Annotated in this window: 19 protein-coding genes; 3 read left to right on the top strand and 16 right to left on the bottom strand. The window is 42.8% G+C overall.

Annotated features, from left to right (window positions below; genetic code table 11):
* Positions 1 to 294: 294 nt before the first annotated feature.
* The 3 genes from NV381_RS06780 to NV381_RS06770 all read right to left on the bottom strand — a co-directional run bounded on the left by NV381_RS06780 (position 295) and on the right by NV381_RS06770 (position 3,397).
* Positions 295 to 1,683: a hypothetical protein gene (locus NV381_RS06780; protein ID WP_258212515.1), complete on the bottom strand. Its 1,389-nt coding sequence runs from the start codon at positions 1,681 to 1,683 to the stop codon at positions 295 to 297.
* A gap of 224 nt (positions 1,684 to 1,907) precedes the next feature.
* The gene (locus NV381_RS06775; RefSeq protein ID WP_258212514.1) at positions 1,908 to 2,429 is read right to left on the bottom strand and encodes a spore coat protein; all 522 of its coding nucleotides are present in this window, start codon (positions 2,427 to 2,429) and stop codon (positions 1,908 to 1,910) included.
* A gap of 293 nt (positions 2,430 to 2,722) precedes the next feature.
* Positions 2,723 to 3,397, bottom strand: a complete 675-nt coding sequence (locus NV381_RS06770) for a hypothetical protein (protein WP_258212513.1) — start codon at positions 3,395 to 3,397, stop codon at positions 2,723 to 2,725.
* A 139-nt stretch (positions 3,398 to 3,536) separates the two neighbouring features.
* Between NV381_RS06770 and NV381_RS06765 the strand changes: the two genes are divergently transcribed.
* Positions 3,537 to 4,625 (top strand): CotH kinase family protein, encoded by a 1,089-nt coding sequence (locus tag NV381_RS06765; RefSeq protein ID WP_258212512.1) that lies wholly within the window; start codon positions 3,537 to 3,539, stop codon positions 4,623 to 4,625.
* Here NV381_RS06765 and NV381_RS06760 read toward each other — a convergent pair.
* The 9 genes from NV381_RS06760 to NV381_RS06720 all read right to left on the bottom strand — a co-directional run bounded on the left by NV381_RS06760 (position 4,573) and on the right by NV381_RS06720 (position 16,724).
* Entirely contained in the window at positions 4,573 to 5,037 is a 465-nt protein-coding gene (locus NV381_RS06760; protein ID WP_258212511.1) for a GtrA family protein, read from the bottom strand. The two genes, NV381_RS06765 and NV381_RS06760, sit on opposite strands and share 53 nt — an antisense overlap.
* A complete protein-coding gene (locus tag NV381_RS06755; protein WP_258212510.1) occupies positions 5,037 to 6,002 on the bottom strand; it encodes a glycosyltransferase family 2 protein in 966 nt (321 codons plus the stop codon). Before NV381_RS06755 ends, NV381_RS06760 begins: the two co-directional genes overlap by 1 nt.
* Before the next feature lie 585 nt (positions 6,003 to 6,587).
* Entirely contained in the window at positions 6,588 to 8,243 is a 1,656-nt protein-coding gene (locus tag NV381_RS06750; RefSeq protein WP_258212509.1) for a sensor histidine kinase, read from the bottom strand.
* Positions 8,240 to 8,923, bottom strand: coding sequence for a response regulator transcription factor (locus tag NV381_RS06745; protein ID WP_258212508.1), 684 nt, complete (start codon positions 8,921 to 8,923; stop codon positions 8,240 to 8,242). The genes NV381_RS06750 and NV381_RS06745 overlap by 4 nt, the downstream gene beginning before the upstream one ends.
* A gap of 461 nt (positions 8,924 to 9,384) precedes the next feature.
* Entirely contained in the window at positions 9,385 to 11,619 is a 2,235-nt protein-coding gene (locus tag NV381_RS06740) for a hypothetical protein (RefSeq protein ID WP_258212507.1), read from the bottom strand.
* A 92-nt stretch (positions 11,620 to 11,711) separates the two neighbouring features.
* Positions 11,712 to 12,887 carry an ABC transporter permease gene (locus tag NV381_RS06735; protein WP_258212506.1) on the bottom strand — a complete coding sequence of 392 codons (1,176 nt, stop codon included), beginning with the start codon at positions 12,885 to 12,887 and terminating at the stop codon, positions 11,712 to 11,714.
* On the bottom strand, positions 12,884 to 13,606 hold the full coding sequence (locus NV381_RS06730) for an ABC transporter ATP-binding protein (RefSeq protein ID WP_308861684.1): 723 nt from the start codon (positions 13,604 to 13,606) through the stop codon (positions 12,884 to 12,886). Before NV381_RS06730 ends, NV381_RS06735 begins: the two co-directional genes overlap by 4 nt.
* 29 nt (positions 13,607 to 13,635) lie before the next feature.
* Positions 13,636 to 15,303 (bottom strand): HlyD family efflux transporter periplasmic adaptor subunit, encoded by a 1,668-nt coding sequence (locus NV381_RS06725; RefSeq protein ID WP_258212505.1) that lies wholly within the window; start codon positions 15,301 to 15,303, stop codon positions 13,636 to 13,638.
* Positions 15,304 to 15,818: 515 nt separating this feature from the next.
* Complete coding sequence (locus NV381_RS06720) at positions 15,819 to 16,724, bottom strand: peptidylprolyl isomerase (protein WP_258212504.1); 906 nt, start codon at positions 16,722 to 16,724, stop codon at positions 15,819 to 15,821.
* Positions 16,725 to 17,367: 643 nt separating this feature from the next.
* Between NV381_RS06720 and NV381_RS06715 the strand changes: the two genes are divergently transcribed.
* Positions 17,368 to 18,264, top strand: coding sequence for a YitT family protein (locus tag NV381_RS06715; protein ID WP_258212503.1), 897 nt, complete (start codon positions 17,368 to 17,370; stop codon positions 18,262 to 18,264).
* Positions 18,265 to 18,342: 78 nt separating this feature from the next.
* Here the strand turns inward: NV381_RS06715 and NV381_RS06710 are convergent, their stop codons facing one another.
* From NV381_RS06710 to NV381_RS06700, 3 genes are read right to left on the bottom strand one after another with little or no spacing between them, the layout of a single operon-like run.
* Positions 18,343 to 19,485 (bottom strand): Ger(x)C family spore germination protein, encoded by a 1,143-nt coding sequence (locus NV381_RS06710; RefSeq protein WP_258212775.1) that lies wholly within the window; start codon positions 19,483 to 19,485, stop codon positions 18,343 to 18,345.
* 15 nt (positions 19,486 to 19,500) lie between these two features.
* The gene (locus NV381_RS06705; protein ID WP_258212502.1) at positions 19,501 to 20,919 is read right to left on the bottom strand and encodes a spore germination protein; all 1,419 of its coding nucleotides are present in this window, start codon (positions 20,917 to 20,919) and stop codon (positions 19,501 to 19,503) included.
* A complete protein-coding gene (locus NV381_RS06700; protein ID WP_258212501.1) occupies positions 20,909 to 22,003 on the bottom strand; it encodes a GerAB/ArcD/ProY family transporter in 1,095 nt (364 codons plus the stop codon). The genes NV381_RS06705 and NV381_RS06700 overlap by 11 nt, the downstream gene beginning before the upstream one ends.
* Before the next feature lie 539 nt (positions 22,004 to 22,542).
* Between NV381_RS06700 and NV381_RS06695 the strand changes: the two genes are divergently transcribed.
* Positions 22,543 to 23,451 carry a bifunctional 3-deoxy-7-phosphoheptulonate synthase/chorismate mutase gene (locus NV381_RS06695; RefSeq protein ID WP_258212500.1) on the top strand — a complete coding sequence of 303 codons (909 nt, stop codon included), beginning with the start codon at positions 22,543 to 22,545 and terminating at the stop codon, positions 23,449 to 23,451.
* 117 nt (positions 23,452 to 23,568) lie between these two features.
* On the opposite strand, the gene NV381_RS06690 is transcribed toward NV381_RS06695, so the two are convergent.
* A complete protein-coding gene (locus NV381_RS06690) occupies positions 23,569 to 24,903 on the bottom strand; it encodes a hypothetical protein (protein ID WP_258212499.1) in 1,335 nt (444 codons plus the stop codon).
* Positions 24,904 to 25,191 lie beyond the last annotated feature (288 nt).

Raw genomic sequence — 25,191 nt, 5'->3', positions numbered from 1 at the left:
GTCAAGATGAATCATTTTGTTTAACACCCAAATACCCCCAAAACCACTGCAGAGCGGAATGGGGGCTTCACTTTTGATCTATGTTAAGCACACTTTGGAGAGATGCGAATCATATAAATTGAATCTTTCAAGTACTTGTATAGCTTGGATAGTTAGAAGTGGACTTTTAAAAGAATAGATTGATAACCAGTACTTTCCTTTTCCTAATACATATATTAAATTATGGATTCACTATCATAATCACTGATAGGAGGTTGCTGTCTTTGAATTAATCCCCCTACTTTCATAATGTTATTACCGAGGGAAATGTTTTTTTATACTTGGAGCAAGCCATACTGAACCAAGTACTACAGCCTTCAGAGGCTGCCGCTTATTGCTCAAAAGTAACCATCTTTTTGTAACATTAATTCCTTTTGTTGCCTTAACTATTTTTGTAACCTTAGTTCTTTTTGTAACCTTAATTCTTTCTGCAACTTTAATCTTTTTGATTTTCTTCGTGGTCTTTAAAACTCTTGGCAATTTAGGCTCGATCACTTGTCTTTTTCTTTGAGGTACTGTTGGTTGGATAGCTTTACGCTTCCGTTTAATAAGCTTTGATTTACGAGAACGTATTCTTCCAGCCTTCTTAGCAGTTTGCTCAACAACAGGAAGATGAAATAATAAATCAGAATTATTAGAGACCGGGTTATGAATGAACGAACTTTCCTGGCTAGGGGCTACGACTATTTGCTCTGTGGTAACCTGACTTTGATCGTTTGCAATTACAGGCAGGGTATCCGTAAATTCATCTCCCTTAATGGAATCAGGAGCTTGAGACGGATCTATATTCACAGGATCAATGAGTTTCGACTCTTGGACGGCCGGTATCTCCATAATCATGGGTTTCGACTCTTGGACGGGCGGTATTTCCACAATCATGGGTTTCGACTCTTGGACGGGCGGTATTTCCATAATCATGGGTTTCAACTCTTGAACGGGCGGTATTTCCATAATCATGGGTTTCGACTCTTGGTCGGGCGGTATTTCCACAGTAATTGGTTTAGACTCTTGAACGAGTCGCATTTTTCTCTTTTCCGAGCGCTTCCTCCTACGGATCTGTGATTTTTGCTCCACTTCTGCCGGTTTTGTCTCTTCCACTATTGTCTGTTCTTTCAATTCTGTCTGCTGGGATAGGTCATTAGTTTTGTCATCTGCAACCACTTTCGTTTGTGAGTCCTTATTCGAATTTGAATTTGAATTCGAATTTGCATCTTGTTTACTGAGGGTATAACTTACATTCTTAATATGTGGCGTCGCTATTTTAATTACCTCGTGCCCTTGAACAAGATCAACATGGTCTTCAAACAGACGGCTTAATATCCCGTTTATGCTTTCAGGACCACCTTGGTTAATTTGGACCCTCCTAAAGATCATTTTTTCCAGAATTCCTTTAAAATTTACAGCATCCAAATAAACCAACTTTTTATTGAAAGGAGCTTCTGCTCCTAAAGGTTCAGTACTATCAAAAGTTATGCTCTTTACATGATTCGTTTGATAATATAAATACTGCTCTTCAGTTAGTAACACCAGATGATCATCTTTGACAGTAGCGAGCAATCCTTTTTTAGACTCGGGCCCATTCCTATTAATACACACAACTTTTTCAACCAACCGCTTGAGGCCATCTGAATTTTCAGGCTGCATTTAACATCCCCCTTCAAACATCATGGAATGGATAGTTTATCCCATATATATGCACCAAGCCTTACAGCTGCATAGTGAAACTGCCCTTGGCAAGATAAATATCTCTGCAAATTTGTTACAACATTTGGATTAAAAAATAGCCGCGATAAGGCGACTATTTAATAATTTGTAATAATTCAATTCTTTTTATAGTTTCCTGCAGATCCCACATGTTACTGAATCTTTTATTTTTTTGCATCTTTGTTACCGTCTTTTGCATCCTTGTTTCCATCCTGTTTATCTTTGTTATTATCTTGATCATTTTTCTTCAAACCATAGCTGATATTCCGGATATGAAAAGGTAAAATATGAACAACTTCATTGCCTACTACCATTCTTATTTGATCAGCAGTAGTTTCGACCAACACGCCTTCGGTTTTCTCGGGACCCCCGCGGTTGATCTGAACCCAACGATATTTCATGTTTTCCATGACCGAATAAAAATCTTCCGCATCGATATACTTAGGCAGCACAACTTGTTCTTCAACAGGGGTAGGTGGCACTTCTGTAAGGTCTGAAACGTCACGAGCATCCAAGGTTAGACTTTTAATATGATCCATCTTGCAGTAGAGCATCCCTTCATTTTCAATGTCTACTACGATATGGTCATCCTTGGCGGAGAACAGTTTCCCCTTCTTGGACTCAGGTCCTCCCCTGTTGATACGTACAGTTCTACCTATCATTAAACTAAGACTTTCTTTATCCATAGAACTCAATCCCTCATCTCTTTGATTAATGGGTTACACCTCATATATATTAAATTCTGTGCCTTAGTGAATGGTACATGTACCCAGTATCTTTATTTTTCCGCCAATACCCCTATTATCAAGCGACAATCAGGGCATAATTTCTATATTTTTACATTCATTAGGATGAACAATCCACTTTAGGGAAGTCGCACTTTCTTTACTCAAAAAATAAAGAGCTTTCCCTCAGTCATAATGATTGGGAAAAGCCCTAATTTATATCATTGGGATATATTAACAATCCACTATTTTCACTACCTCTTCCCCTTCGGACCCTCCTTGTCTTTAGACCCTTTGGACCCTTTTGTTCCTTCAGAGTCTTTGGCCCCTTTCGAGTCCTTCGCATCCTTCGAGCCTTTCGAGCCTTTCGAGCCTTTCGAGCCTTTCGAGCCCTTCGCATCCTTCGAGCCCTTCGAGCCTTTCGCATCCTTCGAGCCTTTCGAGCCTTTCGAGCCTTTCGAGCCTTTCGAGCCTTTCGAGCCTTTCGAGCCTTTCGAGCCTTTCGAGCCTTTCGAGCCTTTCGAGCCTTTCGCATCCTTCGAGCCCTTCGAGCCTTTCTCATCCTTCGAGCCTTTCGAGCCTCTCGAACCTTTCGAACCTTTCGAACCCTTCGGACCTTTTGGACCTCCTAGCGGACCTCCTAACGGACCTTTCGGTCCTTTTTGGCCTTTCGAGCCTTTCGAGCCTTTTGAGCCTTTCGAGCCCTTAGAGCCTTTCGAACCCTTCGAGCCTCCAGAGCCTCTCGAACCCTTAGAACCTTTCGAACCTCCAGAACCTTTCGAACCCTTCGAACTTTCAGAGTCTTTGGATCCCTTAGAGTTTTTGCGTAATTCAGGTTCCTTTGGATTTTGTTTTAAAAACTTCTCAAGCTCAGTGCCTATAGTTTCATGAACCAATTCTTGTATTTCGTGCTCTGTTAGGGCTACCAACAAAACCACCTCACTTATCGTTTTCCCTATATGACGGGAGTAAAATATTTTATGCGAGTGTACTATTGTTGATCTAGGCAAAGTCACGAAATATTGAAACTCCGCATATTCTAATTTAAAAATAAAGGTAGGTGATATAGTGGATTTGCCCAAAGAAGTTCCTATTTATCAAATTTTTATAAAAAAAAATGAATATAAAACTCTTCGAGATCATATGTGGAGCGAAGACCCCGTCCCTGCAAAACTAAAAGCTAGCCAAAAGCAATATGACATTGGTGTTGCTTACCGTGGATACCACATTCGAAAACTAAAGAAAAAATCATTACGACTCACTATTCACTCACCAAAATTATTTCTAGGTGCTAGAGAATATCATTTAAATGCCGAGTATTTAGACCCCTCGATGATACGCAGTAAACTTTCCTTTGATTTTTTTAAAGATATTGGAAATCTAGCACCTGCCGCGGAACACATTCTATTAAAGCTGAACGGTTCTACTATAGGAGTCTATTTACAATTAGAATCAGTAGATGACCTATTTCTAAAAAAAAGAGGTTTACAACCCGGACAAATTTTTTATGCAAGCAATGATGATGCTAACTTTTCTTTAATAACACCGGAAAATAAGATCAAACATTCCCTTGAAGCAGGCTACAGCCTAAAAGTCGGACTCAAAGAGGATTTTCGATATATACGGGAACTTATTTATAAAATAAATACGGTCCCTCAGTCTGAATTTAAAAATGAAATCTCCAACTTGATAGATGTGAATAAATTTTTACTATGGCTGGTTGGAATTGTCTGCACGCAAAATTATGATGGTTTCATCCAAAACTATGCCCTTTACCGAAGCGGAGAGTCTGGGCTATTTGAGATTATTCCTTGGGATTACGATGCGACCTGGGGAAGAGATATACATGGTAAAGTAATGGAGTACGATTATGTTCCTATCCAAGGATATAACACCTTAATCTCTCGACTAATTGATGTGCCTGAGTTTCGTCAAAAGTACAAATCTCTCCTTGAGAACATCTTGGAAACCAAATTTAATGCTAGTTACTTAGAACCACATATATTCTCCTTACAAAGCATGATTCGTCCCTACATTCTTTTGGATCCATTTAAAAGTAAGGATATTTCAAGTTTTGACATGGAAACCGAATATATTATTCGATTCATAAATAACCGTCGAGCTTATCTGAAGAATCATTTGGTTGATCTGAGTTGAACAGATACCCGGCATACGCTTGATGAGATTGTTCAAATACCCATAGGCGATTACCCCAGAAATTCAGTAACCATCCAAATCCCATCGAAAAGCATTTACTCACAACGACAGGCCAACCCATATATTGGTGAAAAAGAATTAGCAGTCCCGAAGTGAGCAGCAAGCTCAAAATATTAAGCACCAGAAATTTAACAATTTCCCCTCCATTTGTGTTTCCAGTGCTTTGGAAGGTCCATCTTCGATTAAGATGAAAGCTGTTAATTCCACTGAATATGGAGGACATATATTGGGAAGCCAAATACGGAATTCCAGCATAAGTAAGAAGGGCAAACAGAGCAAAGTCAATACAGGCATTCACTCCTCCTACCAAACCGGATTTCAACAGAAGGATTTTGGTATGAGTTTTACGCATCAGCTCACACCCTTCATTCTGCTTTCCTTTATCGCAACGCCGCTGGAATCACGCACCATGTATAAGGGACGACTTTTAGCCACAGCATAAATACGACCGATATACACCCCGAGGATACCCATGATCATCAAAATAAAACCTGTTGAAAACAACTGAAAAGCAGCAAGCGAATGCCACATCGGAAGTGCCGCATCTATAAAGAGTTTGAAATATACAAACGCCCCGAGATAAAGGAGGCCCACGCTTGAAAGAACTCCTCCCAAATAGCCTACAATCTTCAACGGCTTGAAGGAGTAGGAGGTAATAACATTCAGACAAAGCTTCAGCAGCTTTTTAAAAGGGAGCTGCGGCTTTTCCGCCACCTGTTCCCCTTGTTCATCTACTATAATCGTTTGACTGTAGCCCACCCAGCTGACCATACCATCAAGCAAGTGGTTTTTACCTGAGAACTGCCTCAATTCCTCATAAACCTTGCGGTCCAATAAACGGAATTCACTTGAATCCAATGCTATGATACTATCCGTTGATGTCCGCAGTATACGTGAGAATAACCCGGCTATTTGCTTCTTAAGCAACGTAGCTTCTTTTTGTGCAGCTCGTTTCATATATACAACGTCAAAGCCTTCTTTCCACTTTGCGATCATATCTGGAATTAGCTCTATTGATGAGCTTTGCATATTAGAGTCAATGATCACCACAGCTTCTCCAACCGCATAGTCCATGCCGGCTGTAATCGCAATCTGATGACCATAATGACGAGAGAAATTAATTAGCTTGACGGTTTCGTCCCATTCACTGTAGCTGTTGAGCAGAAAAGCAGTGTTGTCACGGCTTCCATCATTAACAAACAGCAGTTCATAGGCCTCGCCTATCTGCTCCATAACCTGTTTCAAACATCGATAAGTTGTATAAATGACTCCCTCTTCATTAAAGACCGGAACGATGATGGAATATTGAGTACTCATACGGCCTCTCCTCCTGTACCTTCATCATAGCCCCTCAATCTGAATCGTCCCTTAACGCTAACTGAGCATTAATTGAATAGTTGCTGAATGTGGGCTGAAAATGAATAAGTACACAATGAATCCCAAAAGATGAGTGCCAATAGCAAACAGCGACAGCTATAAGTCCCCGTAAGAATACCTGGAAATCCTCCAGTTAATATTAGGCAAGAGGGTCAAAACTGGGGATAAAACAGGAAAATATCCCGTTAATTCCATGTTATAAAAGACTTTTTCTCACTGAGCACTTGATTAGAAGGAGCAATTCCAGGCACCTAACCAGTCATGTAATCCTGGAATTAGCTCCAGAAATTCCAGGTAACCTCATATTAGAAAACTTCAGCCTTGACCTTATCCGAACGATTGGGCAGAAAAAAACCTTCAATCCTGCTTTTTCAAGTGGATTAGAAGGTTTCGTCACATTTATTTGAGATTCACTCGCCAAGGCTCGCCTTGTGCTTAGGTTAGGCTTACCATAGGTTATGTCAGGCTTACGCTTTGAAGACGCGTCTATCGGAGCTGGCTTGATTGGATTAACTCCCAAGTAGCCTACTCGGGAATCCATACCAAAAATGTACAGCCTTCCCCCTCGCGGCTTTCGACACGAATGGTGCCTCCATGAATGTCAACGATGGACTGGGTAATGGCTAAGCCTAAGCCTGCCCCTCCATATTTTCGCGTCCTTGAAGAATCGCTTCTGTAAAATCTGTCAAACACATGCGGCAAATGCTCCTCGGAAATCCCATGTCCATTATCTTTAACCGATAATAAAATTCCATGGTCCTCCCATGATAACGAAACTTCAATATGCCCCTTTTCATTGTCCGTATGCTGTACCGCATTTTGGAATAAATTCAGTATCACTTGCTTCATTTTATCCGAGTCAAATTTGCATTTCATGTTGGGTGAAATCTTGAAGCTTAGCTGTCTGTTGCCTGCCAATATACGAAGCTGCGCTTCCATATCCCGAACAACCGAATCCAACATACCATCAGACAGCTGGATGTGAGGAGATTTATCCAGCTTAGCCAGCACCAGCAAATCATGGACTAGCTTATTGAGGCGCTCCGACTCGCTGTGCATGCTTGTTAATGCTTTATGCAGCTGGTCCGGCTGGCTGGCCGCGCCGCGGAGCAATACTTCCAGAAATCCATTGATAGACGTTAATGGTGTACGAAGCTCATGAGAAGCATCGGCTATAAATCGGCGCATCTGCTCTTTAGTCTCTTTCTCCGCTTCAAAGGAGGCTTCCAAGCGCATTAACATTCCGTTAAACGATTCGGATAACCGGTCTATTTCCATCTGGCCCTGTCGAGTTGGGAAGCGTGTCTCCAAATTCCCTGCATTAATCTTCTCCACGGTTTTAACCATGTTGAATAAGGGGACTAATGTTTTTCTAAGCACCGGCAGAAAGCCTAACAATCCAAACAGCATAGCAACGACAGCAAGAAACAAGAAGGTAAGCAGCTGCCGAATGAGCAGCTCCCTGAGGGGACCTGTCATCGTGCTGACCTGAACAAGCCCCAGCGTTTGTCTTGATGCCGAGCCAACCGCTTGCAGGACCATCAGTTGTTCGTGACCACCCGAATTAATGACTCTGTAGTTTAATTTAGGTTTGCCCTGAGCCAGCACATCCAAATACTCTTGGGTTTCAAGCTCAGGAGGAGCCGTATCACTAGGCCCATTCGTCAATACGGTATGATTGCCGTTCGAATCAATGTAGGCCAGATTGGCCTCAGGAATGAAAAAGAAAGGCGACCTGTTGCCAGGCCGGTTATCTTGACGATTATTTTCGGGTTTATTGTCCGTTTTATTTTCAGGCTTGTTATCGGCTTTATTGTCGATTTTATTATCATTACGATTATCTGGCGGACGGTTATCATTTCGATTATCAAGACGATTTTCAGCACGATTCTCAGCACGATTCTCAGCACGATTTTCGCCACCGCTATTATTTCCGTTACCATTACTATTATTAGTATTATTGTTGGAATTTGCGCCAAACTGCTGCCAGGCATTCGGTGGGATCGAAAGAATCTGGCTTTGAATACTGGTAGCTTTATTTCTATAAATGTTCTCCCGCATAAAAGCATATTGAACAAGACCAATAAGGACAAGCAAACAGGCAAGAATCAATAAGGAACGGGATAATAGTTGAAACCGGAGTGAATTGGGAGAGAAAATGGTTTTAAGAGCATCCTTCATACCAGATCAACTCGGTATCCTAGCCCTCGCAGGGTTCTTATGATTTGATGGTTCTTGTCATTTAATTTATCCCTTAAAGCACGAATGTACACCTCTACAATATTTTCTTCCCCTCCAAAATCATAACCCCAAACTTTATCCAAAATTACCGTTTTACTTAGAACCAAGCCATGATTGACGACTAAAAATTTAAGCAGCTCATATTCGGTCGGTGAGAGCTCCAGCACCCGATTTTCCAGCTTGATCTCTTTACGCCGGTCATCAATATTAAATTTTCCGATAACAACCTCCCCGAACAGGTTCGGAAACTGGTTGCGGACTCTGGCATAAATTCTCGCAAGCAGCTCTTCAAAGCTGAACGGTTTTATCATATAATCATCCGCACCTAACGTTAACCCCTTCACACGGTCATCTACCTCATCCTTGGCGGTCAACATTATTACGGCTACATTTTCTGTTTTTTTGATCATCCGGCACACCTCGAAGCCATCCATTCCCGGCATCATCACATCAAGAATAGCGACATGAGGCTGAAATTGCTTCATCATGCTAATAGCGGTCATGCCATCGTTAGCTGTTTGTACTTCAAAGCCTTCATTTTGTAAGCCAAGCTCCAGGAACTGAACGATATTGGGCTCGTCATCTACGAGCAATATTTTTATTCCTTTTAATTGTTGCATATGGATCTACCGCCTTATAGTAGTCTTTGTGATCTATATTATACTGATTTATATTAAAAAACACACTTAAACCGACAAGAATTATTATCAACTTCTCATTCCTGAATGGCGAGACCTGAAATAACTGCTGCTTGAAATATTCATCCATCAGCCTCCATCGATATGTACTTCATCCACACTTTCACAATTCTTGTTTTTTATAAAACTAACCTTTTTCTTATCATCTATAAAGCGATATCCGCTCAACTCAGCGCTCCGCTATTGTTTATACCTGAATACATTCCAATCATAAGCTTCATGCCTGAATCCATGCTGAGGGAAAACTGAACGTTTCTTTAGAGGAAGCTGAAGATTTGCTGAAAATTTCCATTTTCTTACGACAAAAGGCTCTACTGCAATAGTTCTGCAATAGAGCACTTTCTTTTATGCTAACACATTGATTTTTTGAACTCGCACTAATTTTATTGTGTTAAAGTAGCAAGCAGTCGTTTCGCTGTACCTGTAGAAGTCGTGATGACCTCGTAGGCCCGGATGGTTACCGGATATTCAAGCTGCTCTGATTTTACATTGGCAAATGTAATGGTTTGTAGCCCGCTGATCAGCTTGCCCGTTCCCTGCAGCTTGTTAGTCGTGCTGCCAAGTATACGATTAGTGGCGTCAACCACTTCAAATTCCAGTGTAGAGAAGGAATCGTCTACAATGACTTGTTCTGACTTCTTAATGTCAAAGTTTCCTTTGAGCGTATAGGTATAGCTGCCGCTGCTGTACTGTGCGTTAATAGCCCAGTAGTCCAATGTTACATCGAATGGATAGAGCGATAGCTTTTTGGCCACTGCTTGCGGATCTTCTTCTCCTGTTTGAGCCACGCTCACCTTATAGTTAGCAATCGGCACTTTAATGCTCGAAGTATTGGAAGCATCCGTTATGCTAAGCTTAAATTGGCCTGTAGCAGCTGGAGGAAGCATATAGGAATAGCTGTAAACGTAAGCTGTATTCGGGATAAGCTCCTGCAAAGTAGTCGTTTGGCGGGCACCCGGATAAGTCGTACCGCTCGAATCGGTCAAGGAAGTACCGAAATTCGGAATGGTCAGCGTTTCATTGCTATTATTCATAAGCTTGAATTTGGCAACAACGGTTTGGTATCCGTTCTCTGAATCGGTATGGCCATTAAGCTCTACCAATGAAACCTTCAGATTAGGATCAATCAGCTCGCTGCTAGAATCGAACACAATGGATTGTCCCAGCTCATATTGTGGAATATTGTTCATGTTTGACCCAGCAGACAGACCTTCTGACAAGCTAGCCGCTAATATCGGAATTGAACCAGCTTCTGTACTGTTCTGGGTTCCGCCGGATGAAGCATTTGAACCTGTCGTAGTTGAATTAGCTGTAGTGTTGCTGCCAGTTGAGGCTGGTGTATTTGTATTTGTACCTGTATTGGTGTTCGTATTCGTCTTATTAGATGCGGAAACATCCGTTACCGCTTCGGATACAAGAAATTGAAGTTTCTCAGCAGCAGTGCCTTCGGGCAGCTGCGCCGCGAACCTGTAAGATCCTGATTCACCGGGAGCCAGATACGTTTCCGGCACAACCACTGCAGAAGTATTTACGGAAAGTGTTGCTTCTTTAGAAATCAATACGCCTTGAAGTGTAGGAGCTTTAATGGTGCTCTTGCTGTCATTATGCAGCACAGCGGTAAGGAGCGCGCCGTTCTTGTTGTTTATCTCCTGAGCATCAGCCTTTTGCAGCTCGATGGTAATTCCTTCGCGCCCATTAAGAACATAAGGAACTCGTTCCCCCATTTTGGCTAATTGGAACAGCGGCGCTAAGGATAGCTTGCCCAAGGATGTGATGCCGGTGCTGTCAAGCGACAGATCGAGGGTCATGGCATCTGTTGAAGGCAATGTATCCATAGTCGTAGTCAACAAAATATGCTTCGATTGACCCGCATTAATGGAAGTGCCTTGAACGGCATTGGACGATAGGGTTAAGGTTCTGCCCTGTCCATCATGCAGTAAATATTTGATGCCTGATGGTAAAGTTATCGTTTCCGTTCCTGTAGGAGTTACCATTGCATCCACAAGCAGCGTCCATTTGCCGTCCTGGGGAAGAGTAACTGCCTTGACGGCTTGATAAGATACAAAGGAATTGGTTGTGACAGCCGTATCCACATCAGATAAATTTACAAGCAGCTGGTTATTGGTTTGTCCAATGGATTGTGCGTTTGCTACCGAAAGCGAACCAATATCCCGTACGCTGGAGCCATTTCCATTGCGTTCAAATACCGTTACCTGCAGCTGTGAGGCATCTAAACCTGCTGGAATAGTAGACACATAGTAGTAGCTTACAGCAGTATGACCAGGCACTTGAGCATTCGCCTGCTTGCTCAGTTGAGCATAATAGCTGCCCCCCGAAGCCGAGGTTACTTTCACACCGTAATAGTTGTAATCCAGGATGGAATCTCCATCATTATTTAACTGGAGCTGAAATTGCATCGTTTGATTGCTGGAGCCTTTGGAAATAGACACATTCTCCAAGGTGAAATAGACGGAGCTGTTAATAAACACGCCTTCTTTTCCTGCAAATGAAATCCCCGATGTCCAAGCGGAGAAAGCGATGCAAAGTGCAGTAAATAGGATGGCCGTTATACGGACGATTCGTGAAGAAGCCGCCTCGCGTAGTCGGTTAATAATCATAGGATGTACCTCCTTGGAGTTTTGCTGTAGCAATACTTACTTCGTAAGCAGTTTGCTGGTTTTTCGAAGAAGAGCTTGGGTTTGATAATGGATTAATCAGTGCGCAAAGCATCGATAGGCCGCAGCTTGGATGCTTTGTTAGCCGGATACAATCCGAAAATAACACCAACAAGAACAGAAAACAGAAATGCGTACATACTGATATCGAAAGAAACGACCGTCATTTGCTTGGGATTGAAATATGGCCACGCCTTGGCAAGCCCTACTCCTATCAATAGCCCGATAAGCCCGCCTAATCCACTTATTACGACGGCTTCGAACAGAAATTGCAGAAGAATATTTTTCCGCTTGGCACCTATCGACTTACGGATACCAATCTCTCGGGTCCGTTCACTTACCGTAACAAGCATAATATTCATAATCCCTATACCGCCAACCAGCAACGAGATACAAGCAACGCTCACGAGTTGGCTCGTTAAAGTATTGGAAGCCTCCGTGCTCGCCGAAAGCAGTTGATCCTGGTTGGTAAAGCGAAATCCGGAAGAGCTTTTAAACTTGTATGTCAAAAAGGATGTTAAAGTGCTTTGAGCCGTGGTGATATCTTCCTTTGTTGTGGCTTCAACATACGTAGTTCTAATGGCTCCCAGACTCAACTGGCGCTGCGCAGTGGTCAAAGGAATGATGACTGAGTCATCCGCTGATGTTCCACCGATGCTGGATCCTTTAGTATTTAGCAGACCGACAACAGTGAACTGAAACCCATTGATATTAATAATTTTATCCAGTGGATCCGCTGTACCGAAAAGCTCCTTGGATACAGTAGCACCCAGCACCGCCACATTCGTTCGTAAATCCAGATCGGCTTCCGTAATAAAACGGCCTTTGTTAATCGATGCTTTCAAGATGCTCATATAACGTTCATTGGAGCCCAACACGGAATAGGATTCTTGTGTAGTATCGTATTTAACGTTCAGACTGGAAGAAACGGTAGGAGCAATTGCAGCAATTTCAGGAAACTGCTCAAAGGTCATGATATCACTATAATTAAGCTGCGTGGCTCGTCCTTGATTCAATAAATTAACCACCAGCAGATTGGTACCCATATTTTCGTACTGCTTGGCAATTTGGGCTGAAGTGCCTTTACCGATCGCAACCAGCGTCACTACTGAGCTGACGCCTATGATAACGCCCAGCATCGTCAGCAAAGTTCGCATCCAATTCGCGCTTACGGTCTTCAGCGCCATCTGCATCAGTTCCATGATTCTCATACGGTCACCTCTACCGCTTCAGCCTTCTGCGTTTGAGGTTCATTGATCAGATCACCGACAATTAATCCATCCCTTATCGTAACAATTCTTTTGGCATTTTCCGCAATATGCAGATCATGTGTGATCAATACGATGGTATTTCCGATTTCGTTCAAGTGAAGCATCAGCTCCAACACCTCTTGACCTGTCTTGGAGTCTAACGCCCCTGTCGGCTCGTCTGCCAACAGAAGGGAGGGACCAATAGCCAAAGCACGGGCAATCGCTACACGCTGCTGCTGGCCGCCTGACAATTCACTCGGTTTATGGTGGGAGCGTTGGCCCATCCCCAGCATTTCGAGCATGCTCTGCGACCGTTCTCTCCGTTCTTTCTTCGGAGTTCCGTAATAGATCATCGGCAGCTCCACATTTTCGATAGCTGTGAGGCGCGGCAGCAGATTAAATTGTTGAAATATAAATCCGATCTTGCGATTCCGAAGTCCTGCGAGCTCGTCGTCCTTCATTTTTTCCGTTGCTACCCCATCAAGTATATAAGACCCGGAGGTGGGCACATCCAGCAGCCCGATGGTATTCATCAAAGTGGATTTACCGGATCCGCTGGGGCCGACAATCGCTACGAATTCTCCTTTATCTATAGAGAGAGAAATGTCTTTGAGAATCATCAGTTCCTCGACTCCGCGGGAATAAGATTTTTTAATATTTTGTAATTCTATCATTTTCATATCTTATCACCTTCCCTTCCCTCGGAGATTTAGAAGCCTGGAGGACGTCCGCCCTGGAATCCGCCGCCACCTCCACCACCACCGGTGTTACCGTTGCGTGCGCCTTGCTGGAACTGATTTCTCATGGCATCAATTTCAGATTGGGAAAGCTTCTTCGTTGAGTTGGCTGACTGGACAACGACAGAGTCGCCTTCCTTCAGGCCATCTGTAATTTCCATCATCGTGCTGGTGTTCGAGCCAATCTTTACTTCGTGATCCGCTTCGGTAGTTCCGTCGGCATTTTTCAATGTAACGATGCGTTTGCCAGCCCGTTGTTTAACCGCATCCACCGGCAATACGAGAACGTTCTTTTTGTCTTCTATAATGATATCAGCCGTAGCTGTCATCGTGTTTTTGAGCTCGGATACATTTTTCAATGTTACTACTGCTGTATAGAAGGTAACTCCATTGGTAACCGTTCCTACGGTTGACACCTGAGTTACTTCGCCGTTAAATACTTTGCCTGTTACAGCATCCACCTTAACCTCCGCTTTCTGTCCAACTTTGATTTTGGGCAGGTCAAGCTCATCTACCTTGATCGGGAGCTGCAAAGTTTCCAGATTGGCTACAGCGCCAAGCTGTACATTGCTGGCAATGGTTGTTCCTACTGGATAAGCCGTCAGCACATTTTTCTTCTGGTCGACGAAATCAGTAGAGAATACTCCGTCAAAGGGCGCAAGAACCTTCAGCTTCTCAATCTGATCCTCTATGTCTTTAATGCTCTTGAGGGATTGATCGATCTGATTTTGTTTATTTGTAATGTCCTTTTTCAGTGTGTCGCTTATGATCGTATCGATCAAATCACCTTTATTGACCATTTGATTTTCTTTAATTACCAGTTGATCCACAGTACCCGTTACCCCTGCCAATACCGTAACCGAGGTTTTATATTGCAAAGCGGCTGAGCCTTTCGATTCAATCTTCAAGCCTTCGACCGTAATAGAGCCCTTCACAGTTTGGCCGGCATCCATCGATCCGTCATTATCAACACGTATGGCTACGTCAATCAACCGATTGCCCTTCGCATCGGACTTCACGGACTGGGATACCGAATTGACCACGCCTGATTTGGTTAGCATGTACCCATCAATAGTTAACTGGACACTATCTCCGTTGTGAATTTGTGCGGCTTCCTCTTGCAAAAAGGGAAGGGTGACCGTCAATGTATCTGTATCCGCAATCGTGGCAATTTTAGTGGATTTGGAAACCGATGCACCTTCGCTGATATTAGTTGAAAGAATTAGCTTACCGCTGGCTGGCGCAAAGGTCTTCAACGCTGCGGATTGGGTTTGTAAATCCTCCATATCGGATTGATAGCCGCTGAGTGTCAGCTTTGCTTGATCCAGCTTCTCGTCCAAGGAGGAGTCGGAAAGCTCGAGAAGCAAATCTCCCTTCTTCACCGTTTGATTTCGAGTAAGGTTGATTGTTTTGATCATGCCTTCCTTGGGGGGAACAATCGTCTGCTGCTCTTGCGCCTCAAGCTGGGCTGTACCTGAAATAACCGAGCGGATATTGCCCTTTTTAACCGTATACGTTGTTTCCTTTACTGCCGTTTGCTGCTTGCTCTGAAACAACGTTCCCTTATTTAAATAAGCGTAGGTGCCGCCACCGCATACTACTACAGCAGCTATGGCTATAATAATTCCTTTTTTCTTCATGAACGATATGCCTCCCCAACTTAAAACTTGGCTTCAACTAACGCAAGTATCTTTCTTTTACTTAATGACCTTCGCCCAAATTACGCACGCAAGCCGAATCCTGTTACCCTACACGAATCACATCGTTATCTCCTGCTATATCGTTGTGACTATGTAAGCATACAGATTGCTCATACGAATTAGTTTTGGATGTTGTAGCCGTACCGCGCCTCTTTCTTCTTTGGTTTATTAATGATTTCATTATGATGGTTGTATCTGAATTGAACTTGATGGCTAGCTGAAAGAACCCTGAAAGTGCTAAAGCCTTGCTGTGACTGCGTTTTACAAGAAAATTGAGAAAATAAACTCGGATTGGCTATCAGCTTTTATTCAGCTTTCTTTCAGCAAATTTTCAGTTTCAAATCTGGACAAATAAACCACTTTTACATCACAAAAAAAAGACCGCCTCCCTAAGTCCTTAGACTTGGAAAGCAGTCCCTGCAAGTAACGCCTATGTGCGCCAACGTTAGCTCAAATTAACTTGCCGCACCCTTGCTTAAATAGTTCTCAATTGTAGCCTCGGATTTCTTCTGGTTCAACCAAGTGCTCGACATTTCGCTTACTTTCTGACTGACCAGCTTATCATGGATTTCTGTCTTCTTATCTTCCAAGGTAGGAGTCGATGCATCCTTATGATCCGTTACTTTGATGATATGAAAGCCGCTATCCGTTGAAACCACATCACTTAAGCTGCCGACTTTCAAGGAAAACGCTGCAGTTTCGAAAGGAGCTTCCATTGTCCCGCGTCCAAAAAAGCCAAGATCCCCGCCATTTTCCTTCGAGCCCTCATCCTGAGACTTTTCTTGCGCTATCTTTGCAAAATCTGCCCCATTCTTCAAATCAGCCAAAATCGCATCTGCTTCTTCTTTAGTAGCAACTAGAATATGGGATGCCTTAACCTGCTCTGCGATTTTTAAAGTTTCCAAATTGGCATCGTAATATTGCTTAATCTCATCGTCGCTGACTGTCACTTGCGGCTCCAATATTTTTTGCATCATAACTTGAGGCATCATCTCTTCTTTCAAGCTATCCAGCGTAAGACCATTCGCAGCAAGGGCTTGATTAAACTCCGCCTCGGAAGGGAAATTAAGCTTCAAGGTTGCCAGCTCCTTATCCAGGTCAGCAGGCTGAACCTGAACGCCCGCCTTCACGGCCTCCTGCCGGATCAGTTCCTTCTCAATCATGCTGTTCACTGTTTGTGCGCCGCTGCTTGCAAGCACTGTTTTATAAAGCTGCTCCTTGTCGATCTTCACTCCATTAACTACAGCCAAAGTTTCTGCTGCCGTACTTTTCGGAGGATACACAGTAATATAAACGACTAATGCAACAAATAATAGCAGGGTAGCTACCATCCATTTACGGTTCGATAATTTGTAGTTCAATAGTATGACTCCCTTTCTAAAGTTGTAGTATCTAAGATGTGGTTTACTCCTTCAGCGTTGCTGCTGATAGACCCCATTATGGACTAGCTTTATTAATTTAACTTTAAAATTAGCTGAAGATTTAATGAGTCGTCACGTTGGCCCAGGCTCTTCTGGTTTGACTCAGACTATCGGAAAATGCTACAATTCAAGCAATTCAACTAGGATTTTCGGGGTTTGGAGGGGCTACTTTTGCATGTACGAAAACGTCATAGGATTGTATTAATTTGGATCATCATTGGTTTCTTCGTCTTTCCGTTGACTCCTCCCATTTCTCAACATCTCCCGTATGAACAGAGCGCACTAGGGCAATATAATGATACTCATACCTTCATGCACCTGGAGCCTTCATTGTCCAAACAATCCTTATATCTACATAAATCATTACTGCCGAGAAACGAAACCTCACCATTGGAATCATTTTATTTCTACTTATTGTTACTTGTCCTTTTCTTATACTTTGTGCATTCCAGAATTCGTGAATTACTCAAGAGGCATCTGCTCGCTATTCTTAAATTTTCCTCTATTACATACCGCACTCATTCAAATCCATAACGTTAAACTACAATACAAATGAATGAGATTCGGAAAAGAGGAGCCCTACATGTCATCCAGCACATATCAAAATGAACAGCCCCATTCCCAGCATCGCAAGCAATCCTGGGCCAAATTTTTGCGTCGCACCCTTTTAATGATAATTGGATCCGCCTTATTCTCAGTAGGTTTGGAAATATTCCTTGTACCTAACAACATCATTGACGGCGGGATCGTCGGTATTTCCATCATCATTTCTCATTTGACTAATATACCGCTTGGTGTGTTTCTGGTTATTCTGAACCTGCCTTTTTTATTAATCGGGTATAAGCAAATAGGCAAAACCTTTGCCTTTTCAACCCTGTTTTCCGTTATTATAATGTCTATCGGAACTACGCTTCTTCATCCTGTGAAGCCAATAACCATCGATCCTCTGCTCGCTGCCGTATTCGGGGGTATTATACTGGGAATCGGTGTTGGTCTCGTTATCCGTTCAGGAGGCTCTTTGGATGGTACAGAAATAGTCGCCATTCTCGTTAGCAAGAAGTCCGCGTTTTCAGTGGGCGAGATCGTCATGTTCTTCAACTTTTTCATTCTCGGCAGCGCCGGCTTTGTATTTGGTTGGGATCATGCCATGTATTCACTAATTGCGTATTATATTGCTTTTAAATTGATTGATATTACAATCGAAGGATTGGATCAATCCAAATCGGTTTGGCTGATCAGCGATGAGTATGAGAAAATCGGTGAAGCTATAACCTTCCGGCTTGGACGCGGCGTAACTTATCTGAATGGCTCGGGAGCTTTTACCGGCGATGATAAAAAGGTCATCTTCAGTGTCATCACCCGTCTGGAGGAAGCTAAGCTTAAATCCATTGTCGACGAGCTTGATCCTAAAGCTTTTCTTGCAATTGGCAACATCCATGACGTCAAAGGCGGACGGTTCAAGAAGAAAGACATTCATTAGTAGAAACATAAAACATAAGGAAATAGCCCCTTGGCCAGATTGGCTCACGGGGCTTTTTTTCCATTTTTTTGTAATTCATCAATCAATTCTTCCCTTATATTTCCCCGTGTATTTGATCAGCACTTTGACATCAATATTTCTGATATGAATATTATCCATGTCCGGATTCGGCCAAATAAATTCGTTCCAGTCCGAAAAATCAAAACGAAATACAGGCGTATTCAAATTTAATATGTCTGCTTTTATTTTCTTTCCAGCCTCAAACGTTTTCCTGACTTCCTGCTCCACCTTTTTCTGTAAAAGTGAATTCATCGTTGCTTGGCTCATCTCTTTGATTAGTTCATCCAAATAACCTGTCAAAAGAATTTCTATATCGTAATAAACTTGTCCATCTTGAATAGTGTGCCTGGTTATTATTTCCGGTCGATTTAATACAAAGGTTGCGGTCGCTTGCCCATTCTGCTTAATCGTTATAAGCATACGCTCCGCCTCTATGTCCAAATACCTTTTACCATTCATTTGAGAGAAAGAGACTTCCCCGCGGAATTTTTTATAGGAGTAAAAGTAAGCTCCATCAATGACAAGATGAGGCGTTGGTTTGCTGTTTTCCGTCCAATGGGATTTTTCGTATACAAGCTTGGGCAGCATTGCTGTTACTCCCCTCTCGTAATACTCGGATAAAAAACGATATAAATACATGGGTTTTATGGTGGAGAATTGACTATACGTTTTATCCGGCTTCATTAATTTGGAATCATAGGGAGAATAACCGAAGTTCGGCTGAATATCCAATAATTTATTAATCGGTACATCGGTTCCGTAGATCCAGATGTTATAGCGGATTTCACGGTATCGGTTAATGGTATCGGTCAATTGCTCGACTGTAATTTCCTTGAGCGCGGCTTCCCCTATAATCATTGTCGATACGTGTCCCCAATAAACACGCTGTTGCTCCGAGTTATACAAATCAAACATCGCTTCGGTAACCGTAGCCCCTTTTCCTGTTCCTACCAAAGAATTATGCTTGGGTGGACGCACACCTTCTCTTTGAGCAATATTGGCAAAATTCAAGGCCAGGAGGTACACCGTAAACACTTTATCCTTATAATCAATTCCAATGGCCGTTACATAGGTTATTTGATGAATTTCTTTATAATCCCAGCAGCCTGAGAGCAAAAACATCAGCAGGATGACCAGCTTTAATTTGATTATCGAAGCCATCTTTTTCAAGGTCATCTATCCTTTGTCTTTTCTTCTTAGATGTGCAGGAACGAAGCCTCCCAGCTTTCTTGGCAACATAATAAAGGCTCTTAGCATATCTTTAAAAGTAATGGGCGATACAGGAGCTAAATAAGGCACGCCGAAAGACGTTAAACCTGACAAATAGACAGTGACCAACAGCAAGGAAACCATAAAGCCATACATACCAAGAAATGAAGCCAGCAACAGAGTAAAGTATCTCAACACGCTCACAGTTCCCGATAGGGTCTGGCTGATCAAGGTCGACCCTGCCACAATTGATATTGCCGCTACGACAACCATGGAGGGCGAAGTTAATCCAGCTCTTATCGCTGCATCCCCAATAATTAATCCACCCACAACCGTCAAGGTTTGTCCGATCATCGATGGAAGCCGATAGCCCGCTTCTTTAAAGGTTTCCAGCAATAATAAGATGAGAAACATCTCCATGGGTGAAGATAAAGGGATGCCAAGCCTTGTCATAACAATGGTTGCTAATAAAGGAAACGGTATTTGGTCTTGATGAAATCCAGTCAGCGCGACAAAAAAGCTCGGTAAAAAAATCGAAAAAATGAGACTGAATATACGCAAAAGACGTCCGAAGGTCGATGATATAAAATTAAAGTGCATATCCTCCGGCGTTTTTAAAAGCAACGATAAGGAAGCAGGAGCTATAATAGCCCCCGGTACACCGTCCAATAGAATTACGAATCTTCCTTTCATCAAGCAGGAGACTATGAAATCGGCTCTGCCGGAGTAAGCCGTAAGTGGAAATATACTGTAAGGCTTATCCGAAATAATTTCCTCCAGCTGCGTAGCGCTGGACAGATCATCCAGCTTATGCTGCACCTTGGCCAGCTTTTCACGGATGGTTTCCAGAATCGTTGCATCAAGCTTATCTTTAAGAAACATCAAACCTGCCCTGGTTTGGCTATCTGCTCCAATCCTGTAGCTTTCCAGAGCCAGTGTTGATGTGGGCAATCTTTTGCGGATCAAGCCAACATTCGTATCAAAACTCTCGACTAAACCATCTTTAGCTCCACGAATGGATACGTCGATATTGGTCTCTTCCGTATTGCGGTTAGGAATTTTTTCAATATTTAAGCTAAAGACAGCTTCCAAATGACTAAACCATATCATGACATGTCCGGTAAAAATTTTGGAGCTGTATGCAGAGCCTGATGTTTCGTAGAGCATATTAATATCTTTAGCCGTGTTAATACTATCAACGTTTGCGAATGTAGTGGAGCTCCAGATGCGCATCAATGCCGGCAGAACCATATCGTTGATAAGTTTCGCATCACAAAGCGTACTGCAATATACCAAAGTCACCTCACAGTATTCAGAAAAGGGGTGGCTGTAGAAAATAACATCCGAGCAATCCTTAAATTCCACTTTAAGTGAATTAAGACTCATTAATTTTCCGCACCTCATCTCCTTTAGCAAACAGAACGAATACGAATAAAATGACTAGCAGACCGAGCAAAGTGTAAAACGTGATGGGAAAATAATAGGTTTTCATTATATAGAGAAAGGTAATATCTCCAATTTCGCTAATGAGTAATACGGCCATTACAACGGCTATTAAAGCTGAGAGAAGCTTTTTCCGCTTGGGAATCAGCTCTCCTATCATATTCAAGGCGAGACTTATCCGGATGAAAGCACCGCACACCCATTGATAAATGGACAAAAAGTCCACATGTTCGATATAATTACCAATTTTAACCAATCTCCACTCTTCAAAAGCTGGATACCTTTGGATTTGAGCTTCAACAGGCCCGAACGCGGCGATAGAGCCCATCACAGGTCCAATAGTCAATCCCGCCATTATTAAGCCTAGAATAACAACATGCCGTTTCTTAATCTTCGCTTTAATGTGCTGCTGCAAAAAAATTAAATACATAACCTCGATTAACCCCGTGCCTACAAAAAGAATGCCGTTCATGGCCTGGGATTTTCCGTATTCAAAAAGTGGAAACAGCATCAAGTAATCTTTGTGGGGATAGTTAGAAACCATGACAAATTCGCCGAATATAATAACAAGCGGCAAAAGTATAGCAGAGCTATAAGCTATAGCACGAATCCCTTGCAGCGATATGTAGTACGCCACCCCAACAAGAATAATTGCAATGACACTAGGCGGCGTTTGAGGTAAATAAGAGGAGTTCGTCCAAATTTTAAAGTCCTTTCCCGTAAACAGCGCTGACGTAAACAGTGTAAGAGTAAGTACGAGTGCGATACAGCCAGCTACCCATTTGCCGTACTTCTCGCGAAGCCACTCAATAATAGATAAATTCCGATTACCAGTCGTCTTTTGAATAATGTAGGCTATCAAAAAAAATATGGGAACGAAAACAATGGTTGCTGCGAGCACGCTTATCCAGGCATCCCGACCTGAAACCTCCATTAGAACCGGGATTACAATGACATGGTTCATCATGCCGATGGAAAGCATCAGAATGGTGCTTATTTGTAAAAAAGAAAAACGTTGAGGATTCATAAAAAATTCACCTATATTCCAGTTATTATGAATTCCATTATTGCCAACCCCTGCATATACTAAACTAAGACAACAGGCTGCCCTGTCTCCTTCATGGATGAGTTAGCTGCTTCGCAGCAATAAAGCAGACCTGCGTTAATTCAGCTTCTTGCATCCTCATCTCATTTTGGATTACAATGCATCTTAATCATACGAAAACCAGATTAATCAACTGCATTAACAAACAAGCGATGATGGAAAGAGTACGCGGAACAGGTTCATTACAGGGACGGAGTGCCACCGATTGAAAGCACCCGAACGAACAGTCCGCCGAAGTTCACTCCTGAGCTGGTCTCTGAACAGTTGCTTTTTCCCCGGCAGCTTCTAGGAGTACCCGTAATCCCGACGTTAACGGGCTCAAAGTGAGAAAAGCATTCCTTCCATTCAATTTGTCCTGAAGGGTGATTTTCTAATAAGGGTGGTACCACGGCTCCTCGTCCCTTGCGATGGAGTTTTTTTGCGTTTTCCAACATTCATTTATTTGAAGGAGCTGAATGGGTATGAGTCAATTACATGCTGTGCAATTAAGAGAACGATTAGATGAAATCAACCTGCAATTGAAGGACTTGTTATCTGAGAAAGCTCTGATTACTCAAGAAATCGGAGAAAATCATCTGCTTGTCAGCCGGAAAAGGCAAAAGGAAGACACCGTTGTTACTATCGGGGATATTGCTGTAGGAGGGGGTCGCCCGGTAATGGTCGCGGGACCTTGCTCAGTCGAAAGCTACGAGCAAGTTCGGCAAGTCGCAGCTGCTCTGAAACAAGAGGGAATTACGGTAATGCGCGGAGGTGCGTTTAAGCCGAGAACATCTCCATATGATTTTCAGGGCTTAGGAATAGACGGCTTGAAAATTTTGAAAGAGGTCTCCCAAGAGTTTGGTCTTAAAACCATCAGTGAAATCGTGGACCCCGCTCATATTGAGCTAGCCTGCGATTATATAGACGTCATTCAAATCGGAGCCAGAAATATGCAAAACTTCGAACTGCTGAAGGCGGCAGGTGAAGTACGGACACCCATTCTGCTGAAGCGAGGCATCGCTGCTACTATTGATGAATTCCTTCATGCTGCCGAGTACATTCTCTCCCGGGGGAATAAACAGGTGATGCTAATCGAACGTGGAATTCGTACGTACGAGAATGCGACGCGCAACACACTCGATATATCTGCTGTTCCGATACTGAAGCAGGAAAGCCATCTGCCGGTGCTTGTGGACGTCACGCATTCAACAGGCCGCAAAGCGATCTTCGCTCCTTGCGCGAAGGCTGCCTTGGCCGCAGGAGCGGACGGCATCATGGTCGAGGTGCATCCCAACCCTGCTGCCGCACTGTCCGATGCGGCCCAACAGCTCAACATTGAAGAGTTCAACCGCTTCTACACAGAAGTCAAGCAATCCGGATTACTAGGTTAATCCTCAGAACACAGGAATGATATGCTGATATTGGATGGAATGAGGATCTTCTCTAGAATGGTTTGACGAGACCTCATTCCATCCTCATTAAGCGAAACCTGTACATTTTCTTTTAAACTAATGAAAAAGCGTAAGGATACAGAGTCCAATTGCAGACACAATGAGTAAATAGAGGCCGTTATCCCTGATTCCGACATCTATACTCGTCCTTTTCACCAGGTTGCTAACCAATAGGTTAATCGGATTTACAGGACTCAATATGGAGGAGGCGGACCAGGCCAGCATCAATACCATTGCCAAAATTTCTTTGGATGTTCCCAGCGTAACAGGATCCATTTGAGTGGCAAGGACTGTGACTACAACCACCTGATGAATCCCCACAAAGGTAATACAAACCATCGTGATCATAATAAATAGGGCAAATAATAGAAACGAAGTTTGCGATAATTGATTCATAAACACTTGAATCCCTTGACCAAAGCTTGATCCCTTAAGCGATTGCCCAAAGAAGCCAGCACTAATATACATAATGATTTCATTGTTCATGACGGGTACAGCCTTATCCCGATATTCGATAATTTGATGCTTGAATATCCCCCATTGCTTCGAGAACATACACCAGAGCAGCGGAAATACAAGGGCCAGAAGACTAACTAATACGAGCATCGACCAATGAGTCACGTATTCAGCAGCAATGGTTATGAGCATCAGCGCAATGATTACAACAGGGAGCAGCTTCATTCTTTTACGATGGTCAAGTGTGATTGCTCCACTTTCATTATAATTTGTTTCGAGCTTATTCCTTTTTGCCCAGAGTCCAAACATCACATTACCGATAAGCAAAAATAAAACGGCTATTCCAAATCCATAAGCCATATAGCTCCCGATTGATACATGAAGATACAGCAGCACTACCCCCACCGCTGCATAATAGGGCGACCATAAAATGGTTGTGGAAAATCCTACAAGATATGCTTTGGACAAAAAGGCAGCATTTAACCGCAAGTCCTTGAGCAGCTCATGGACTATTCGAATGGAACCCAGATTAAGTATAGGACCCAGGAAGAAAAGCACCACAGTTATTCCAGCAAACATTTTTCCCGGTTTATTCTGATATCTTCTTAAATAGATCAATATGGAATCAAAAAAACCACCCATTTTAAATGGGATCGATAATAAAGGCACTAAAACCAAAAGAGTCAGCAATGGAATGTTGGATGTGATTCCTTGCGCGATAGCGTCCAGTCCTTGTCCCTTTAACCCAGTCAGTACAACGCCGGCAATAAACATAAGGATGCTAAAAACGCGGGGAACCGTCCTCGCCAATGTCAGGCTTCCCATAAAAGCAACACTCGCAAAAACCGCCAATATATAGAGTAACCACTCCGATTGAACAAAATATTGAATTAAGAACAACACGCACATCGCCAAAATAAAATAACTTCTCATCATGATCACCTTTGGGTCGTTTTCAGATAATAATAATGCAATATCGGTATATTGTATACCATAAAATATCCCAACAAAGTGGGGTCTTGCTTCGAAGTTGATTCAGATACTTTGCGGGGAGCCCCGAAACATATAAATTCTGGCGTGTAATATAATCCACTAATGAAGGGAAATCCCCAGCAACTATCGAAGATACGAAGCACCTGACAAAGAGCTTCAATCTATACCTACCCTACCACAGGAGGTTGAAGTCGCATGGGGAAATCCTCAAATATTCAAGGCTTAAAGGGA

This window comes from Paenibacillus radicis (ex Xue et al. 2023) (genome assembly GCF_024722015.1).
In the GTDB taxonomy this organism is placed as follows: domain Bacteria; phylum Bacillota; class Bacilli; order Paenibacillales; family NBRC-103111; genus Paenibacillus_S.
Note: the sequence above shows the minus strand (reverse complement) of the source record. Positions and strands in the feature narration are given on the sequence as shown.

Excerpts from the sequence above, each read along its gene's own strand:
- NV381_RS06780 (WP_258212515.1), bottom strand. The coding sequence starts at position 1,683 with ATGCAGCCTGAAAATTCAGATGGCCTCAAGCGGTTGGTTGAAAAAGTT.
- NV381_RS06775 (WP_258212514.1), bottom strand. The coding sequence starts at position 2,429 with ATGGATAAAGAAAGTCTTAGTTTAATGATAGGTAGAACTGTACGTATC.
- NV381_RS06760 (WP_258212511.1), bottom strand. The coding sequence starts at position 5,037 with ATGCGTAAAACTCATACCAAAATCCTTCTGTTGAAATCCGGTTTGGTA.
- NV381_RS06755 (WP_258212510.1), bottom strand. The coding sequence starts at position 6,002 with ATGAGTACTCAATATTCCATCATCGTTCCGGTCTTTAATGAAGAGGGA.
- NV381_RS06750 (WP_258212509.1), bottom strand. The coding sequence starts at position 8,243 with ATGAAGGATGCTCTTAAAACCATTTTCTCTCCCAATTCACTCCGGTTT.
- NV381_RS06745 (WP_258212508.1), bottom strand. The coding sequence starts at position 8,923 with ATGCAACAATTAAAAGGAATAAAAATATTGCTCGTAGATGACGAGCCC.
- NV381_RS06740 (WP_258212507.1), bottom strand. The coding sequence starts at position 11,619 with ATGATTATTAACCGACTACGCGAGGCGGCTTCTTCACGAATCGTCCGT.
- NV381_RS06735 (WP_258212506.1), bottom strand. The coding sequence starts at position 12,887 with ATGAGAATCATGGAACTGATGCAGATGGCGCTGAAGACCGTAAGCGCG.
- NV381_RS06730 (WP_308861684.1), bottom strand. The coding sequence starts at position 13,606 with ATGAAAATGATAGAATTACAAAATATTAAAAAATCTTATTCCCGCGGA.
- NV381_RS06725 (WP_258212505.1), bottom strand. The coding sequence starts at position 15,303 with ATGAAGAAAAAAGGAATTATTATAGCCATAGCTGCTGTAGTAGTATGC.
- NV381_RS06715 (WP_258212503.1), top strand. The coding sequence starts at position 17,368 with ATGTCATCCAGCACATATCAAAATGAACAGCCCCATTCCCAGCATCGC.
- NV381_RS06710 (WP_258212775.1), bottom strand. The coding sequence starts at position 19,485 with ATGGCTTCGATAATCAAATTAAAGCTGGTCATCCTGCTGATGTTTTTG.
- NV381_RS06705 (WP_258212502.1), bottom strand. The coding sequence starts at position 20,919 with ATGAGTCTTAATTCACTTAAAGTGGAATTTAAGGATTGCTCGGATGTT.
- NV381_RS06700 (WP_258212501.1), bottom strand. The coding sequence starts at position 22,003 with ATGAATCCTCAACGTTTTTCTTTTTTACAAATAAGCACCATTCTGATG.
- NV381_RS06695 (WP_258212500.1), top strand. The coding sequence starts at position 22,543 with ATGAGTCAATTACATGCTGTGCAATTAAGAGAACGATTAGATGAAATC.
- NV381_RS06690 (WP_258212499.1), bottom strand. The coding sequence starts at position 24,903 with ATGATGAGAAGTTATTTTATTTTGGCGATGTGCGTGTTGTTCTTAATT.